Annotated in this window: 15 protein-coding genes; 5 read left to right on the top strand and 10 right to left on the bottom strand. The window is 60.8% G+C overall.

Annotated elements, in window-relative coordinates; all coding sequences use genetic code 11:
- Positions 1 to 756: 756 nt before the first annotated feature.
- Entirely contained in the window at positions 757 to 1,002 is a 246-nt protein-coding gene (locus AB3L03_RS10090) for a PilZ domain-containing protein (protein ID WP_368508507.1), read from the top strand.
- Between the two features lie 299 nt (positions 1,003 to 1,301).
- Here AB3L03_RS10090 and AB3L03_RS10085 read toward each other — a convergent pair whose 3' ends face one another.
- The 3 genes from AB3L03_RS10085 to AB3L03_RS10075 are packed head-to-tail and all read right to left on the bottom strand — an operon-like array spanning position 1,302 to position 5,115.
- Positions 1,302 to 4,058 (bottom strand): AAA family ATPase, encoded by a 2,757-nt coding sequence (locus AB3L03_RS10085; RefSeq protein WP_368508506.1) that lies wholly within the window; start codon positions 4,056 to 4,058, stop codon positions 1,302 to 1,304.
- Positions 4,000 to 4,674 carry an adenylate/guanylate cyclase domain-containing protein gene (locus AB3L03_RS10080; protein ID WP_368508505.1) on the bottom strand — a complete coding sequence of 225 codons (675 nt, stop codon included), beginning with the start codon at positions 4,672 to 4,674 and terminating at the stop codon, positions 4,000 to 4,002. Before AB3L03_RS10080 ends, AB3L03_RS10085 begins: the two co-directional genes overlap by 59 nt.
- A gap of 42 nt (positions 4,675 to 4,716) precedes the next feature.
- The gene (locus AB3L03_RS10075) at positions 4,717 to 5,115 is read right to left on the bottom strand and encodes a nuclear transport factor 2 family protein (protein WP_368508504.1); all 399 of its coding nucleotides are present in this window, start codon (positions 5,113 to 5,115) and stop codon (positions 4,717 to 4,719) included.
- A gap of 221 nt (positions 5,116 to 5,336) precedes the next feature.
- Between AB3L03_RS10075 and AB3L03_RS10070 the strand changes: the two genes are divergently transcribed.
- From AB3L03_RS10070 to AB3L03_RS10060, 3 genes are all read left to right on the top strand, one after another.
- Positions 5,337 to 5,552 (top strand): dodecin family protein, encoded by a 216-nt coding sequence (locus AB3L03_RS10070; RefSeq protein WP_368508503.1) that lies wholly within the window; start codon positions 5,337 to 5,339, stop codon positions 5,550 to 5,552.
- A gap of 168 nt (positions 5,553 to 5,720) precedes the next feature.
- Positions 5,721 to 6,038, top strand: coding sequence for a hypothetical protein (locus tag AB3L03_RS10065; protein ID WP_368508502.1), 318 nt, complete (start codon positions 5,721 to 5,723; stop codon positions 6,036 to 6,038).
- 768 nt (positions 6,039 to 6,806) lie between these two features.
- Positions 6,807 to 7,514, top strand: a complete 708-nt coding sequence (locus AB3L03_RS10060; RefSeq protein ID WP_368508501.1) for a hypothetical protein — start codon at positions 6,807 to 6,809, stop codon at positions 7,512 to 7,514.
- Between the two features lie 265 nt (positions 7,515 to 7,779).
- Here the strand turns inward: AB3L03_RS10060 and AB3L03_RS10055 are convergent, their stop codons facing one another.
- Genes AB3L03_RS10055 through AB3L03_RS10045 form a run of 3 tightly spaced genes read right to left on the bottom strand, consistent with a single transcriptional unit; the run spans position 7,780 to position 10,338 of the window.
- Positions 7,780 to 8,355, bottom strand: a complete 576-nt coding sequence (locus tag AB3L03_RS10055) for a hypothetical protein (protein ID WP_368508500.1) — start codon at positions 8,353 to 8,355, stop codon at positions 7,780 to 7,782.
- On the bottom strand, positions 8,352 to 9,494 hold the full coding sequence (locus AB3L03_RS10050; protein WP_368508499.1) for an ERF family protein: 1,143 nt from the start codon (positions 9,492 to 9,494) through the stop codon (positions 8,352 to 8,354). The genes AB3L03_RS10055 and AB3L03_RS10050 overlap by 4 nt, the downstream gene beginning before the upstream one ends.
- A complete protein-coding gene (locus AB3L03_RS10045; RefSeq protein ID WP_368508498.1) occupies positions 9,478 to 10,338 on the bottom strand; it encodes a YqaJ viral recombinase family protein in 861 nt (286 codons plus the stop codon). The genes AB3L03_RS10050 and AB3L03_RS10045 overlap by 17 nt, the downstream gene beginning before the upstream one ends.
- Positions 10,339 to 10,585: 247 nt before the next feature.
- Between AB3L03_RS10045 and AB3L03_RS10040 the strand changes: the two genes are divergently transcribed.
- Positions 10,586 to 10,972 (top strand): hypothetical protein, encoded by a 387-nt coding sequence (locus tag AB3L03_RS10040; RefSeq protein WP_368508497.1) that lies wholly within the window; start codon positions 10,586 to 10,588, stop codon positions 10,970 to 10,972.
- 52 nt (positions 10,973 to 11,024) lie between these two features.
- Here AB3L03_RS10040 and terL read toward each other — a convergent pair whose 3' ends face one another.
- The 4 genes from terL to AB3L03_RS10020 form a co-directional block, all read right to left on the bottom strand.
- On the bottom strand, positions 11,025 to 12,464 hold the full coding sequence (gene terL, locus AB3L03_RS10035) for a phage terminase large subunit (protein WP_368508496.1): 1,440 nt from the start codon (positions 12,462 to 12,464) through the stop codon (positions 11,025 to 11,027).
- The gene (locus tag AB3L03_RS10030) at positions 12,461 to 12,772 is read right to left on the bottom strand and encodes a DUF5681 domain-containing protein (protein WP_368508495.1); all 312 of its coding nucleotides are present in this window, start codon (positions 12,770 to 12,772) and stop codon (positions 12,461 to 12,463) included. The genes terL and AB3L03_RS10030 overlap by 4 nt, the downstream gene beginning before the upstream one ends.
- 94 nt (positions 12,773 to 12,866) lie before the next feature.
- Positions 12,867 to 14,213, bottom strand: coding sequence for a DNA modification methylase (locus tag AB3L03_RS10025; RefSeq protein WP_368508494.1), 1,347 nt, complete (start codon positions 14,211 to 14,213; stop codon positions 12,867 to 12,869).
- 59 nt (positions 14,214 to 14,272) lie between these two features.
- Positions 14,273 to 15,148, bottom strand: a complete 876-nt coding sequence (locus AB3L03_RS10020; protein WP_368508493.1) for a hypothetical protein — start codon at positions 15,146 to 15,148, stop codon at positions 14,273 to 14,275.
- Positions 15,149 to 16,506: the final 1,358 nt, after the last annotated feature.

Genomic DNA, 16,506 nt, shown 5'->3' with positions numbered 1-16,506 from the left:
TACCGCACAAGAAGGCCGAACACATGGCTGCTCCGACCAACGCCGCAAGTGAAGATTCTCCTTGCCAACCCGGAGCCGTCCACACATGGCCCATGGCTTCCGTTGACGCGGTGCAACTACGTGTCGATTGATAGGGGCAGACCGGAAGTTTGCTCCCGATAGCCAAACCGCCCCCTTTGATCCGAAACCGAAGTTCGGGGCGTCACCTCGCGTTGCGGCTGCAGTCAAGGACACGAAGATGGGGAGAGTGGGGGAGGACTCTCGGCTATCCGATCCATTGCGGGAAGGCGTGTCCGCTCCTTCGGCTTGTTCGCCCTCGCTGCTTGCGGAAACGTTGTAACCGACCGTAGACGGCCAGGCGACTGCGACCCAAGCGCTCGCCGAGCTCGGTCGAAGTCATGCCCTCATCGTGTAGCGCAAGCAGTCGCGCTTCTTCTTCGGGTGACCACGGGCGGATCTCTTGTCGATTGTTGGACATCGATTCATGCCAGCAAAAGCGCTGCGGAGCGTCATCGTACGTCAAGATCGTAAACGATAAGTTCAGGAGGAGCCGCCTCACAGGGTGACTTATATTCAGAGCCAAAGAATCCCGATCGAGGTCCTTGAGCGAGACGGACACGACGTATCCGACTAGGAGAGAGAGCTAGCCAAAGAGCCGTCGGGCTTGGCAACACGGATCGCGAGGCAGTTTAGACTGCTTGAAATAGCTTCGGCCGATGAACGACCCGAGACAGCCGCGTCAACTCAAGGATAATCATGTCGGATCGCCGGAAGATCGATCGTTCGGAGGTCGACTTAGCCGCCTACATTTTCGGAGATGGCGGCAGCCGACGTTGCCGCGTGTTCAATATCTCGGAGGACGGTGCTGGGATCGAGTTGTCGACGAAGCTGCACATGGCTCCCACGTTCAAGATGATGTTGGAAACAGACCGTATCATCAGAGATTGTCGTCTCGTCTGGTCCAGTGATACTCGCATCGGCGTCGTGTTCAAAGCCAATTGAGTCGGCTCCGGTACCATCAGCGCATCCAAGTGATCTTGTTCCATCGATCTGAAGACGCGCTGGTACTCTGCCTCGTTAAAGCCCTTGCCCAGCAGAGCAGCCCTCAACGAAATACCTGCTCTTTTTGCCGCTTCTCGCGCTGCCGCACCCTCTTGGGTCTTGCTAGTACGATCACGAGTGCGGGCCCGGGTGCCCACCAACAACCAATTTAGTTTTCCAGATTGCGCGAGCCTCAGCAGAAGCTTCGGTCCACCGGAAGCCCCGGAACATGCGAATGGTGCACCGCTGAACACGTGACGTTAAACTTCAGCGATTTCCTCCAAGAGTGCTTTGGCAGAACGAAGGTCTGATGTTTCGAACCCTTCCGTAAACCAGCCGTAGACGGGACCAAGGAGGCCTCTCGCGTCGGCCTTCCTGCCCTGGTCGCGCCAAAGCCGAGCCAGACTCATGGCCGCACGTAATTCAAAGGCTTTCGCGCTTTGGCTTTGGGCAATCTTGAGCGCAGCTTGCAAGTAGTTCTCGACCTCCTCAGCTGGAGCACCACGAGTGCGATGCAGTTCGCCCTCCATGCATGCAAGCTCCGCCTCCCACATATGTTCTTCGTTGCGCGCAGCAATGGCCTTCGCTTCGGCCAGGGTGGCCAGCCCGTTTTCGTCGTCACCTAACTGGTGGTGCATCGCCGCGAGCATCCACAAGTACCGGACCTGGTACCAACTGGCTCCGAGCCTGGCCCTCTCGTTCAGACTGAGGCGCATGAGGGCGAGGCCGCCCTCCGCGTTACCTTCTTGGGCCATTGCCCAACCCCGCAGGATGAGACCGCTCAAGCGCCAATAATTCAAACTGTGCTGATCGGCGAGATCGATGATGGCTTCAGCGTGCGCATGCACACCCGCCACGTCACCCATCAGCTCCGCAGGCCCCGCTCCGCCATAGACCTGCACGTGCGCCGTAAGGTTCGTTTGATTTAACTCCGCAGCGTATTCAAACGCCGCGCGGCTGGCCCTCTGCGCCTGTTCGGAATAGCCAAGTATCCAAAGCACGATCGCCAGGTAGGGTAACGCCGAGGCCTTCGGGTCATGTACATAGTGGACAGGTGGCGGCCGATGCGTATCCGGCTGATAGCGCCTCACGATCGCTTCGAGCTCTAAGCGCGCGGTAAGAAAGTCGCCGGCGTGCATGGCGGTGAGCGCCGCCAAACGATGCGTAGCTAGTTTGAGCGCCGTGTCCCCGGTGCGCTCGGCAGCGCGCTGGGCCTCGGCGACAAGGCTCTGCATGGCACCAAAGTCGCCTCGCACGAAGTGGAAAACAAACTTGCCGCTAAGGGTGGCGAACAAGGCATCCGTGTCATCGAGTTCATAGCAGAGTGCATGGGCCCTGCTGAAGGCCGTGCCAAGCTGCGGAGCCGTGTATCCGTGAATGGCAATCAGCGGACCTCCGATCGCCGTTTGCAGGGCGAGTTCCTGGCGATCGCGCTCCGGCCCTGCTGGATTCGACTTGAGTGCATCCAGCCCTCTTGTGAGATGAGCGATCGCCTCGAGATTGGCGGAACGCCCCGCGGCAATCCGGCCCGCCCGCAGCCAATAGCCGACCGCCTTTCCCGCCAGTCCCCCCTGCGTGAGGTGCAAAGCGATCGTCTCCGGCTCAGCTTCTGCACGGGCAGGATAATGTTCTTCGAGAGCTGCAGCGATGCGAGCATGGATCTGCTGCCGCTTGCTCTTTAAGAGGCTCTCATGCGCGATGTCTTGGACCAGCGCATGTTTGAAGCTGTAGCCAGTATCCGGAGGTGCTCCACGGCGGAATATGAGTTCCGCTGTCATTAGATCATTGAGAGCACGCTGCAGCGCGTGTTCGTCGAGCGCCGTTACAGATCTTAGAAGCTCGTGTCCGAATTCGCGCCCAATGCATGCCGCGATCTGGGCGACTTCCTTTACCGGCGCCAATCGATCGAGGCGCGCCATCAACGAGTCCTGGAGCGTCGTCGGGATCGCTAGGGGCGGCAAAGGACCAATCAACTCATAGTAGCTGCCCCGGTCTTTGAGCAGCCCGGATTCGAGGACGGCCTTGGTGAGTTCCTCGACAAACAGCGGCACGCCATCAGTTTTAGCCAGAATCTGCTCAAGCACCTCTTGTGGAAGTATTTTGCCGCCAGTGATCCGGTCAACGACACTCGCCCCTTGCCTGCGGCCTAGTCGGCTTAAAGAGAGCGCCGTCACGTGCCCATGACCTGCCCAGCGCGGAACGAACTCAGGCCGGAAGGTGATGATGATCAGAATCGGGAGTTGCTGCACTTCGTCAACGGCCCGGTCGAGGAGTTCGAGCATGGTAGGGTCTGCCCAGTGAACATCCTCGTAGACGGCGAGCAGCGGCTGCCTTGCCGCCAGGCCTTGTATCTGCTCCAGGAGAGCCTGGAACGTTCGCTCCTTCTTCTGGTGTGGGCTAAGTGCAAGTGGCGAGTATCTCTCGCCCGTCGGGATTGCCAGGAGGTCCGCAAGAACCGGCGCGCTCTCATGCACGTCGTTTGTGGCAAGAGCGAGCATGGCCTCGAGTTTATCGAGCTGTTGTTCGGGAGCGTCCTCCCGTCGTATTCCTGCTGCCCGCTCAAGGAGCCCAATGACAGGATACAAGGCGGTGCTGGTATGGAACGGAGAACAGAAATGGCTCAGTGGCGTGTGCGGCGCACCTGCGAGGTGGTCGCGCAGCGCCCGCACGAGCCGGGACTTGCCAATGCCTGCTTCGCCGCCGAGCAGGACAATCTGTCCCTCTCGCTCTTTCGCCTGCTCCCAGCGCTCCAGGAGCAATGCAAGTTCTTGGTCTCGTCCGACGAGCGCGGTCGTTGCCATGCCGTGCTGGGCGTCGAACCGACTCTCGGCTGCGCCCTCACCACTGACAAGCCAGGCCTGCACCGGCTCCGGGAAACCTTTGAGCGGCACTGTGCCGAGGTCCTGGTAAATGAAGGCTTCGGCCAGCAGGCGGCGCGTTGACTCGGCGATCACCACATCACCGGGCTCGGCCAGACTCTGCAGTCGGGCAGCCAGGTTCGGGGTTTCGCCGATCACGGCGCGCTCGCGAGCCTCTCCCCTCGCCTATCAGTTCGCCGACCACGACGAGACCGGTTGCAATGCCGACGCGCGCGGCAAGCGCTACACCGCCCGGCTCGGTAAGGGAGGCGACCGCCTTGGTCACTCGAAGCCCGGCGCGGACGGCACGCTCCGCCTCATCTTCATGCGCCCGCGGCCAACCGAAATACGCGAGAACGCCGTCGCCCAGGAGCTTGGCTATGTGGCCTTCGAACCGGGCGATCTCGCCCGCCACGGCGTTGTGGTAGGCCTGCATGAGGTCACTCAGCTCCTCGGGGTCGCGCCCTGAGGCGAGCGCGGTGGAACCGACCAAGTCGACGAACATGACCGTAAGCTGCCGACGGTCCGCCTCTGAGGGCAGTGACCGCCTTGTCCGTTCAGTTGGCTCACCCGCATCAGTGGCGACGGAAGCGATCGATGACATGCGCGCCTGAATCGCTTTCAATACGGTCTTGCGCGGCCCGAGCGGCAAGCCGAGTTCTCGCAGATCGGCTTCAGTCAGGTCGTGCAGGACATCAGGCGTAACTTCGGCTTCCTGGAAAGCGCGAGTGTAGCGCTCCAGCCCAAGACTGCGAAGCCATTCGGCTATATCCACGCGACGTCTCCTCGCGCGGCGCCAAGCGATACGACGGCGAGTTCAGTTGAAGGTATGTAACCTCAGCTTCAGTGAGCCATCCGCTTGACGCTCGAACACATGGGTGGCAATGCCGCCGGCACTTTGGCGGCTCCCATCCGGTCCCTTGCCGTTGGCCGTCCATTTTGCGGTACTGTAGACGACCTTCTCGTCTCCACCCGCATCTATAATCGTTAGTTTGTGATCAGTGAATCCGCCTGAAAACAGCCCAGCAAAGAATTTCTCGATTTCTTCCGGACCCGATATAACCTGATGCGTTGGTGGTAACACTTTCGCGTTTGAAACGTACGCTGTGGCGACCCCTTTGGCGTCAGCTTTGTTGAACGCCGTATCCCACGCGGCATAAGCTCCGGTAACTTCGGCTCTGACGTCGGAGTTCGTCGAGGAGGCCAGGTTCGTCATGATTCCCTCCCTCAGAATTGGCTTAGTGACCTTCATCATACTACTGCTGGCCAGTCCGCGAAATCGGAACTCGCGGGAACAGGGCGTGCTATTAGGCCGCGGACGAAACGAGGGCACATCCGTACTTCCGCTGAGGGCTATGAGCGCCTTTTTCCGACTTCCTAGATTTCACAATGGCAGGGAGCACCTGCTTCCTGCTTCATACCGAACAGGAGGACGACATGCCTGATAGCGTCTACAAGGTCATTGAACTGATCGGTACCAGCAGCGACTCATGGGAGAAGGCGGCCGCTAATGCGGTCGAGCAAGCTGCAAAATCTCTCCGAGATCTTCGCATTGCAGAGGTCGTCAAACTCGATATGCAATTGGATGCGAAGGGAAAAGTAGAGGCCTATCGCGCCAAGCTCAACGTGTCGTTCAAGTTCGACGAGTCCTGAGCCTCAGCACCTCGCCCCGCTTGCGGCGCGAGGTCGGCTCACTGGAGGAAGGCGCGTCGCGCGCCCCGCCGATCGACGTTTGTGATCCATCCTGGAAGCAGAGCCTAGTCCAACTGGGACCGCTATGCTTTGATGCGTCGGGCGGCAACCGTAACGCGTGGTGGCCTCATGTACATGGTCATTCGCAAGTACACCAAGGTTCGTTCGGTTGCGGACGCTGCCCGCCGCGCCAAGAGCGGCATCGGTCAGATCCTAAGGCAATCGCAAGGATTCAGATCTTACTACCTGCTGGATGGGGGCGACGGCGTTGGTGTCGCCGTGATGATATTCGAGGACCGCGAAAGCGCAAATGCAGCAAACGCTAAGATACTGGAGTTTGTTCAGGCAAGTCTGCATGACCTCGATCTTGGAGATCCCGAAATCACGACCGGCGAGGTATTGGTGAATATCGAACCTGATGCGTTCTCGGGCATAAAGTACTCGTAAACGCCGCCAGTTGCGTGGGGTGCCCCCTTGCCGCTGCAGTCGATCCGATCGCCGTCGCGTTGGGCGATCGCGCCCTGGACGTACGGATGTCGTCCGTCAGGAATACTCGATTGCGACTGCTTTTCGAGGAGTACCAACAACATGAACCAACACACCTTCGAAACATTTTTCAGAACGATGAATCCGAGTACTAGGCCTCCAAGGATCATGAGAGAGAACCGTCATGCTTCCTCCTCAACTTGTGCCGCTCCATGCATTTAATTCTATTTAAATAAACGATTTAAATGGTGAATTAATGATGAAAAACGAGACCAAGAACTTTCGGCGACGATTCCAAAGAGGCGAACGAGCATATGTTTGCCGCGGAACGCGCCCATCTAACACTTCGAGCTGCAATCTTGCGGTCTACTTGTGCACCGCCGGTTGTTAGAATTACGGCAAGGAAGGGGGAAAGCACGCCCTGCGCTTTGTGCTTAAATCTGGTCCCGGTGGTGTAGCGGTCGTCGGCATAGGGTTGCTCAATCGGATTCACAAGTTACGCTCGCAGTCTTGACGACAACGCGCATTGAGGCCAAGCTGTGCGTCGGTCGTGCGTAGCGGTGTCCCTCACCAGCCCGAGCGATAAGGTCCGAGACCAGGCCGAACCGGCCCAGCGTCCAGCACCAAAGCCAGCGCAAAGAAGGCCACGACCATTTCACCTTACATCACAGCTGCGTCTGCAGGCGGCCTGTTGGCTGTCGCGAGGCCGATCGACGAAGGGAAATGGTCATGACGACTAAAGCACAACTTCAGGCGCTCGCGCGTAGCGCCAAGCGCGCACACGAGCGCACCAAACAAGGGCGAACAGAATTTATTGCGGGCACGTTTGAGTTGGCTGCCGCATTCTGTAGGGCTCGCAGCAAATTGCCGAGCGATCAAGCATTCCATGCATGGATCGAACAAGCTGGTCTCCGGTCGATCGGCAAGGACGATCGCTGCGCACTGATTCTCATTGGTCGGCACGTCACCGCGGCCCGCCGATTTTTCATGCAGAACGAGGATCGGTGGTCATGGCGCGGGTGCGCGTCTCATTTGTCGATGCTCGCGCCGGTTTCGCAGCCTGCGAAACCGGTAGTCAGTCCGACAAGAACGGTCACTGTACACGTCACCAAGGAAATCGTTCGCCTCAATGCACCATACCAAGTTGTTACACCCGAGCCGAAACCGTTGGCTGCACCGCTTAAATTTGTCACGAGCAAGCGAGAATGCATGCCGCAGCCTATAGCAGGCGAGACACCCCGGCCACTTGAAGCTATCGGGGCAGTGCAAGCACTTATCGAGGCCTCATCGCTGTCGACGGAAACCGTCGCGCTTTACTGGCCCTTCGAGCGAGGTGAGCGACCTGCACCAGACAGAATACGGGAAGCGGCGCATTGGCTCGAATTGCTGGCAGATGCCGTGGAAGCGGAGGCTCTGCGTAAGCCGCAACATCACTAATAAGGCGGATTGGAAGGTTCGCGGGTGTGACTACCCCGCTTGATCAAATGGTGAAGTGAGCGAACGTCCCTAAACCAATGGGGGAGGTCGCCGGCCACTTTTCGAAGTGTTCGACACATGACCGCGAGTGCTGTGCGCCTTCGCGTTCATGTGTTGAGCTAATGCTCCAGTGTTGCTTCGCAACTCGGTTCGGCCTTGGCGATCAGACTGAAAGCTTGAGTGCGAGCCGGAATGGAAGGCTCGCATTGGACGCTCGATCTGGCTTTCAACGTAGCTGTCGCATCGGTCCACCTCGCAAGCGCTGATTCCTGATCTCGCGAAGGAGCAGCATGCGCTTGGCTTGTGCGGCATTGAGCAGCCCCTCGAACAGGACCAGGACCTCGCGCGCCTGCACGTAGACTTCGGTGGTGATGGCGTGTTGGTCAAAGCCAAAGGTCGCAAGCCGCGCGTCGATCTCGGCCGCCGCGACCGGATCAAGTCGCCAGCTCAATGCGTTCTGCCGGGTGTAGGACTCGGCCTCCGTTTCAAACTCGGAATTGATCCCGACCAGATCGATGCGACGCAGCGCCGCTTCAATCGCGTTTTGGCGATAAGTCTCAAGCAGCTTGTGCCGCAACATGCGGTAGCGCTGGATGTCCCAGGATAGCTCGGCGACATCGATTGCAAGCAGCCACTCGATGGCGGATTGCGGTGCAAGGTCGGCGAAGATCGCCTGCCGCAGCGCTTGGTATTGGTCGAGGTGTTCGCCCGGCAGCAGCAGGGGCGGCGGCGCCAAGGCCTCCAACTCGACCGGCAGCGCCGTGGTGGTGAGCCCGCGCGTGGTTTGGAACAGACCGTTCATCCGGCGGCCTCCGAACCCAGTTTTGCGGCAAGCGGCGCAGTCTTGACGATGGCCTCGGCCGGACCGTGGACCGGGCTCGCGGCCCACAGATCGTGGGCGACCGGCAGCGGTGCGATCTGCAGGTTCGCCCACCACGCCCGCTCGTTGCCGTGCTGATGCAGCTCGTGGTGATGGGTGCGGCACAGGGGGACAGTGAACTCATCGCTGACCTTGCGTCCCAGCGCCCTGGCTTGGGCGAATTTTAGGTGATGGGCATCGCACGGGGTTTGCCGGCACACCAGGCAGGGCTGCCCCCTAACAAACAACAGGTGCGTCTTGCTGCGTTTGCGGGACGGCTCCTTGGGATAGGCGAGCCCGGCCTCGGGTAGCGCTGGCTGCAGCGCGGCCTCGGCGTCAGCAGCAGGCGCTGTTGGCAGGCTTGGCGTGCCAATCAAGTCGGCCGTCTGCTCGGCCTGAGCACGGCCAGCGTCCTCAAGCTTGGCCTGATAAGCTGCCTCGACCTGCCGGGCATCCGGCTCCTGCAGGCTGTTCTTGAGCGGGAGGCTCGCCATGGCCCAGCTGAGCAGATCGGTGCTGGCAGGCAGCGCTTCGAGCTGGCGCAATAGCTGCTCCCGGAGTGCGGCGGACTCGCCCGGCCGCAGCACCGGGGCACGGTTGAGAGCGCCCTTGCCGGGCGAGGCCTTGGGGTTAGGTGGTGCGGGGGGACCAGCGGCCGCATCCGGGGCGTCCAGATCATCCTCGCCGGCAATCCCGACCAGCGCGAACAGGGCGTAGCGTCGGGCGTAGGTGAGCGCCGCGCCCATGCGATGCGGCGCCTCGATGTCCCGTGCGGCGCAGACCGGCCAGTCCGAGGAGATCCACTCGCCGGAGGAATGGGCGAGCAGGGTGGTGAGGTGAATGTGGCCGGTGCTGGCCTCGACCCGGGTGCTCTGGATGGCGGCGATCTCCTGCTGGCTCAAGGTCTTGCGCACGATGTCGAGGCCGCTCGCCAGCGAGGCATAACGAAAGGTGCGGTCGTCGTCGCGCAGGAACGGCGAGCGGATCTGCGCGGTCAGGGTCTTTTCCGGATTGGTCAGTTCGGCTTGCGCGCGGGCCAAGGCCGCTGCGATCGCCCCGATATGCTCACTGGCCTGGTGCATGGACGCGCTCCATCTCAACCGGATCAAAGCTGATCGCGCCGGCTTTGGATCGCTTGGCGCGAACGCCGTGGCCGAACGCTTCCTTGGCGTCCTCGGGCAGCAGCTTCTTGAGCTCGGTCTTGGCCAATTCGTGCTCGCCATGGGCATCGCGGGTGCGCAGATAGGTCGCCGCGCACTCCGCCCACAGATTGGATGCGGTCATGTCGACGACCTTGACGGCGGCCAGCCGCGGCCGCGGCGTCTCGATCCCGAACAGGAGCGGCGGCTCGCCGCTCTGCACGCTGCGCCAGAACTTCTTTTCGGCCGTGAGCAGCAGATGCTGGTAGAGCGGATCGGCATGCACCGTGAGCTCGACCCATTTGCCGCCGCCGGTGATGATCGACAGCACGGCCGAACGGGCGGCGATCACCCACATGTTGTGCTGCAGCTGCGCCATGTGTTTGTCGGCCGCGGCCTCCTCGGTGAAGGCCCAGGGCAGCATGAACTTGGCCTCGAACACCGCGCCGGTTTCTGCGACGATGCCATCGAGGGTGGCCGCCATCCAGCTGTGGACGGGATGGCGAATCCGCTTCTGAATATCCGTAATAGTCACGCCCGACGCGCGCTGGTACCAGCTGCGGTTGAGGTCTTCGGTCACGCTGCCGAGCTGGACGATGAGGTTGTGCGCAAAATCTTGCGGCGCGATCTCGCCGCGCTTTTCGCGCCACAGCCGCGTGAGATCGTCCTGATCATTGCCCATGATGATGCGGGCATCCGAGCCGCCGATAAACGCGCGGCGGTCAATGGGGTCGAACTTGACGATGCGATGTGGCGCCTCGGCGCCATCGGTTGCAATCAGGGTCACCGGTCTCTCCTTGGTTTGGCAAACGCGGCTTGCCGCCGCACCACCACCAAAAGCCCCGCACCGGCGAGGAGAGATACCGGGGCTAACGGTCAACACCCCGTCCCATTAGTGACGCTCCTTTTGCGCGGGAATGCCAGTCCTTTCTGCAGCGAATTTGCGGTTCGTTGTGTCCAAAAATGCTTGATGTCTCAAAGTCTTGGAGCGAGCTTTCGGGGGCTGCAACCCGCCCCGGTCGAGGAGCTCGGAGATGACGTCAATTCGACAAATCGAAGCCAATCGCGCCAACGCCAAGCGCAGCACCGGACCGAGAACGATGCCCGGAAAGGTGAGGTCCAGCCGCAACGCGTTGCGCCACGGACTCGCCACGAGTTGCAAGCCGGATGCGCCGACCTTTGCAGCTGCAATTCGCGCGGGCCTCGGCTGTGAGATTGGACCCGAAACGGCCGCCGCGGTTGCGGATGCCAAGTGCGAGCTATGGCGCGTGCGACTGGTCCGCCACGCGCTGTTGGCCGCCCTCGGTGGGGACCCGGTTGGAGACGTCGCGCGCCGGCTCGAGGCGCTTGAGCGCTACGAGCGCAGCGCGCTGGCCGCGCAGAAGCGCGCGTTTCGATCGCTAAGCTCAGCGCGTGTGTAGATTTGCGATTGGCTTCGTTCTGGAGAAACTCTCGATGTTGCCCGGTGACCGATCATGGAAAGCCGTAGCCATAACCCTCTCGGCCGACCGAAATGATGTTGAGCTGGACGTCATCGAACATCGGATGGTTGCCCGCCCATCTCAAAAATTGCGAGGTGCTGTCGACCTGGTCGTCGTGCTTGCCGTGGGGAAACGCCAGCAGCTCCAGCAAATAGTCGTCCAGCCAGGGCGCATCTGTGGGCAGATGCACTTGTCCGGCCTCGATCCGGAAGGATTGTGCCGCCATGCGATCGGCCTTGCTGCCTTCGGGCTTGATGCCAATCGGGCGCGGCATGCCGTCCGGTGTGTCGCGTTGCAGGTCCTGCAACATCGCGATGGCGGGGCCGGCGTCCTCGACCAAAACCGCGTCCGCGTGATATTTTGTGGCCAGGGCGGCCACGGCGCGCCGGAGGTCCGGATATTGGTGTCGCCCGCGGTAGAGATCGACGAGGTAGTAGTCATTCTTGATCATGCGCCAGATGGTGCAGACCGAGTAATCGTTGGCCTTTCCGGTCATCATGGCGGTGTCCCAGCTCTGCACAACATAGCCGGATGGGCCAGCCGCGGGCAGTTGATCGAACCAGCGAAACCAGTCGCGCTTGATCAGATTGCCCTCGAGTGGGACCGGCCGTTGCTGGTATTGCGCGGAGAATTGCAGGCTGCCGATTTCGGCCTTGATCCGGTCCAGCACCAGCTTGCTTTCGCGCCGCGGGTGCAAGAGGTCCCCAGTGCGCCGGCGAAAAACGCGATCGTTGCCGATGGCGATGTCGCTATCTTCGGTGGCAGTGGCGGGCAGATCAAGGTGATGCCAGCCGCCCGCTTGCAACAGATGACCGGCGAGATCGTCTTCGTGCAGGCGCTGCATCACCACGACGATGCGGCCAGTCTCCTTATCGTTCAATCGCGATACCAAGGTGCCGCCAAACCAATCGGTGACGCGATTGCGCCCAGGCTCCGACATGGCCTCCTCCGCCTTGAGCGGATCATCGATGACGATGAGGTCCGCGCCTCGACCGGTTAGCGTGCCCCCGACCGTGGTGGCGTAGCGGCTGCCCCCGGCCGTAGTCACGAGTTCGGTGCCGGTGTCCTTGGCCGGGCGCATGGCCGGAAACAGCTCTCGATACCAGGCCGATTCGATTACCATTCTGAACTGGCGGTGCAACTCGGCGGATAGTTCGCTGGCGTAGCTGACCACGATGATGCGGCGGCTGGGCTCGTGGCCCAGCCACCAGGCGACGAACGCGACCGAGACTGAGAGCGATTTGAGCGACCGCGGCGGCTGGTTGATGAGGAGCCGACGGCAATCGCCGTCGTGGACGCGCATGAGCTGATGGGCGATCGCATCGACGTGCCAGTTCGGCAGATATTGGCTGCCCGGAAAAACAGTCGCGAAGGCCCTTTGGATGAAATAACGCAGATCCGTTCGCAGCAGCGCCGCCACCACCGGCATCATGTGGCGTCCTCCCCGTCGCGCTTGGGCGGAGCCGCAGCGGTCGCATCAGCCAAGATGTGCTGTCTGAATGCCTCCAGAATGGCCTGATCGTCGACGGAGGGGCTTTTGGTGGCGTCCTCCTCGGCGCTGCCGCTCATGGCCATCGCGTAGGAGAGCAATTTGTCGAGCGCCCTGACGTCGCCTTTGAGCGCCTTTTCCCGCAAGCGAAGCAATGCCGCCTTTTGCGTGGTGACGCGTCGGGATCTGCCACCGTCGTTGAGCGCGACCGGGGCCAATAGGACGGTTTTCAGGTCGGTGGCAAAATTCAAGCTGCCTTTCGACCGACCGCGCGGGTTTCCGGATTGCCCTGGCTTGAAACGGCTATGTAGGGGCGGGCTGCCGTAGCCGACGCCTTTCGATGAGTTAACCACGGCTGCGCTCCAGGTCAGCGGTGCTGGTTTGCCCGAACGGCGCGCCGGTCTCGGCGTGCACCGCCGTCTTGCCAGTTAGATGCTGCCAGCGCTTGATCGCGACATCCACATAGCGAGGTTCGATCTCAATCAGCCGCGCTCGCCGCCGGGTCCGTTCTGCGGCGATCAGCGTCGTGCCGGCGCCGCCGAACGGATCGAGCACGATGTCGTGCTCGTTGGTGCAGTCACGAATCGCGTCGGCCACCAGGGCGACTGGCTTGACGGTCGGGTGCAGCGAGAGCTTGCCCTTGGCCGAATTTGTCCAGGTGTTTTGGCTGGGATAGCTCCACACGTTCGAGCGATTTCGGCCGTCTTGCCCTAACCGCACGTTATTGATATGTGGCGCGCGGCCCTTTTTGAACACGAAGATGAGCTCATGCCCGGACCGATACAATGATCCCATGCCGGGGTTTGTCTTGGCCCAAACGCACAGGTTTTTCATTTCCGTGTAGATGGGAGTGGCGGCGGCCAGCAGCGGTTCGATCCCGCGCCAGTCCATGCAAAGGAAATGGATGGCGCCGTCTCTGGTGAAGGCAGCGAGCAGGGCAAAGCTCGTCGCTAAGAACGCCTCGAATTCAGTCGTCGACATCTCGCCGGATGCCATCGCAAACTCGGCATGGGTGATTCTCCCCTTGCCAGATACGTGGCCATCGATTCTCTGGTTGTACGGCGCATCCGCGAACGCCATGTCTGCCAACTCATCGTCCAGGAGCCGACGGTAACTTTCGTCATTTCTTGCATCGGCGCAGAGTATGCGGTGCTCATCGCCGAGTGCCCAGAGATCGCCGGGTTTGGTGATTGGTGGCTCGGCATCGGGTGCGGGCAAGTCATCTTCCCAATCTTCTGAATCGGACGCCGCGACGTCGAGTTCTCCCATCGAAAATCCGGTTAGTTGCAGGTCGATCTGTGGCTCGATCGTCAGGAGCTCACTCAATTCGAGACGCAGAGCTTGGACGTCCCAAGTGGCCTCTTCAGTTACGCGGTTGAGCATAAGCCTCAGCATTCGCAGCTGAGCCTCGCTGAGATCGGTAATGGTGACGGCGAGGACATGATCCAGACCGATCTGCGCGGCCGCTGCAACGACCGCCCATCCCGCTATCACCCGTAGCATCGCGTCAACGAGAATGGGAAGAACTTGACCGTACTGGCCCAAGCTTGTCGCCAGCGTATCGATTTGTCGCTTGGGGTGGCGACGGGTTTGGTTGCCGGGCGGCGGCTTGAGGTCGCCGATCCGAACGGGAACGGCTTTCAAATCGTGGCGAAGTGCATCGCCATTGGTTGGTCGGGTGTAGTTCTCCAAGAGGGCCTCCGTGTGCGATATGCCTGTCGGCATATTGGCGGGAGGCGCGCAGAATGCACTTAGAAGAACGTGGGCCTGATCCCCGATTTGCGATCGCGGGTGCGATTTCGCCGTCCGATGGCGGCGGCCATCAGGCTGCAGACACTTGGTGCGGTGATGGACGGAACGCAGGTTCGCAAAAAATTCAGCACAAACTGTCCGGCGACCGTCTGGGGGGTGCCCTTATACTCTAAGCCCAAATAGGGATTGTGGGTAAATGTGCCGCCGTAGCGCTCGATTAGCTCCCCGAGGGAAATTACGCCGTACAGCAGCATCGGCCGCGGGAGCGGTCCGCCGCATTTTTTGCTGGTTTCGAGCGCACCTCGGGTCGCACGCTCGAGTTGCTGGGCGATCCGCACGGCATCAGCGAATTCCCGCACCTCGTAATGGCACGGGTTGGGGAAGTCCCGAAAGGTCTTATCCTGAAAGATCCTATGCTGTGCGGGCTCGTTCAGCAGGGTAAGGTATTGCGCGAGGCGGTCGGCCGCATCGGCCAACATGATAAGCTCAGCGTTACCTGCCTGCCTGGCGCTGCCTGCAAGCGCCCGCAATCGGCTTGGAAAGGAATAGGCGAGGCTCAGGGGACCCGCGGGTTCGATCGGCGGATTCTTAGCGACCCAATCGAAGTCAACTTTCTGCGCGCAGTTAAGAAACTCGCATACGAGGCACGCGAATTGGTCCAGCGCCGCGTGAATCTGGGCCCGGCTTGGTTGCTGAGCTAGGCGCTTGTCTTCCTTCAGAATGAGTTCGCGAAGCCCATCCAGCTCTTTGCGAATATCGAGCTCATGGCCGTCGCGGGAAGGGCCAGGGAAAGCCCTCATCAAATCGTTGAATTGGTCATTGCTAAGCAGAAAACCTTCAGAGGCGCCGCCCGGTCCCGCGTCGGGATCATACATTTGTCCGTAGCCGGCCAGTCGGACCAGTCCGGACCAGCCCCACTGTGCATCAGCATGCCCACGCATTAAGGTCGCCCGCATCAAGGGTGAAGTTCTTAGGTTAAAGCAGAACATTCGGCGGCAACCATGCTTAGGCAAGTCCGGACAAACACGGTGGTGCACGGCAGCGAACGGCCGCTCTGGAGGGCGCTTGGATGCTACCTCTCATCTCTTGCAATAAACTCAAGAAATTCCCTCGATGTCATTTTTTCAGAAGTAACCCCATTTCGCGCGCCATCCGCTTGACTGAGCCGACATGCCGGCGAAGAGCTGTGGCGATTTCCGCCGCGCCGTACCGCCGGCGGATCATCGCCGAAAGCTTCTTGCGTTCGAGGTCGCTTCATTCCTTTGGCTTCGAGATTTTCATGGCGTGATCTTCGGGCCGGTCCGAGGCGGGCGACATTGGGAAATTTACGGGTGCCATCCTGAGTTGTGCCCAAAGACCGAGGAGAAAGTGGGATGCAAGCATCGCGGACGCTTGCTGGGCTTCGTGTATGCTTATCCGCGCACGACCTATCCCATGCGAGCCAAGCCAAACGTTGCGGGCCTTCGCGGCCGCGGCGAACCTACACGGGGTGGCGCATTTCTGGACCGCTCCCAGCTCCAGGCCGTCGACGGCAAACAACAGGCTCAGGGACAAGTTCGCGGGCGGCGCTACACCAACGCGTGCAGTCGGCCCGCCATGAAGATGAGCGTGAATGGATCGAGATGGCGACCAGCACACCTGCGATTTGATTGCATCGGCGAAGCCCAAGTGCAGCGGGTTAGTCTTCACACCCTTTCAGGAGGGGCGGCGGGGAGTTTAATCGCCAGGACCGACGACCAACCCGCCCCTTGCGCGAAGACACGTCCGCAAATGCGGCCTACTCGACCTTGCTGCTTGCGGAAGCGCTGCAAACGACCCGTAGGCCGCCAGGCGTGCGCCCTAACCGGTGGCCGATCTCGCTTGCGGTCACAGTCCTATCGGACAGCGCAAGAAGCTGTGCTAATTCCTCGGGCGACCATGAGCGGATTACCAAGGCGATTGTTGGATCAACTACGCCAGCGAAGGCACCGAGAAAATCTAGTGCTGAAGCGCGTACGCGATCAGGTTGTGTGGGCCCTTCGTTTCCGCTGAGACGCGATCAGCTTGCCGTCGGTTGATGGGCTCTTCTGCGACGTCGATCAACGTACGCTTCCTGACGCTGTTCAGGATTGAGCGGACATGCCGCGATAAAAATTAAGTCAACCGAACCAGCCAGCGCGTGGGCTCGGCGACAGCGCTGATCTTCGAAGGCTCAAAGCTCTCTGCACATCGGGGGTGTTGTCTGTTCTTGACC

It is taken from the genome of Bradyrhizobium lupini (genome assembly GCF_040939785.1).
GTDB classification, from domain to species: domain Bacteria; phylum Pseudomonadota; class Alphaproteobacteria; order Rhizobiales; family Xanthobacteraceae; genus Bradyrhizobium; species Bradyrhizobium canariense_D.
This window is presented reverse-complemented; position numbering and strand designations above follow the sequence as displayed.

Coding starts and splice junctions, on each gene's coding strand:
- AB3L03_RS10090 (WP_368508507.1), top strand. CDS start 757: ATGTCGGATCGCCGGAAGATCGATCGTTCGGAGGTCGACTTAGCCGCC.
- AB3L03_RS10075 (WP_368508504.1), bottom strand. CDS start 5,115: ATGACGAACCTGGCCTCCTCGACGAACTCCGACGTCAGAGCCGAAGTT.
- AB3L03_RS10070 (WP_368508503.1), top strand. CDS start 5,337: ATGCCTGATAGCGTCTACAAGGTCATTGAACTGATCGGTACCAGCAGC.
- AB3L03_RS10065 (WP_368508502.1), top strand. CDS start 5,721: ATGTACATGGTCATTCGCAAGTACACCAAGGTTCGTTCGGTTGCGGAC.
- AB3L03_RS10060 (WP_368508501.1), top strand. CDS start 6,807: ATGACGACTAAAGCACAACTTCAGGCGCTCGCGCGTAGCGCCAAGCGC.
- AB3L03_RS10055 (WP_368508500.1), bottom strand. CDS start 8,355: ATGAACGGTCTGTTCCAAACCACGCGCGGGCTCACCACCACGGCGCTG.
- AB3L03_RS10050 (WP_368508499.1), bottom strand. CDS start 9,494: ATGCACCAGGCCAGTGAGCATATCGGGGCGATCGCAGCGGCCTTGGCC.
- AB3L03_RS10040 (WP_368508497.1), top strand. CDS start 10,586: ATGACGTCAATTCGACAAATCGAAGCCAATCGCGCCAACGCCAAGCGC.
- terL (WP_368508496.1), bottom strand. CDS start 12,464: ATGATGCCGGTGGTGGCGGCGCTGCTGCGAACGGATCTGCGTTATTTC.
- AB3L03_RS10020 (WP_368508493.1), bottom strand. CDS start 15,148: ATGTATGATCCCGACGCGGGACCGGGCGGCGCCTCTGAAGGTTTTCTG.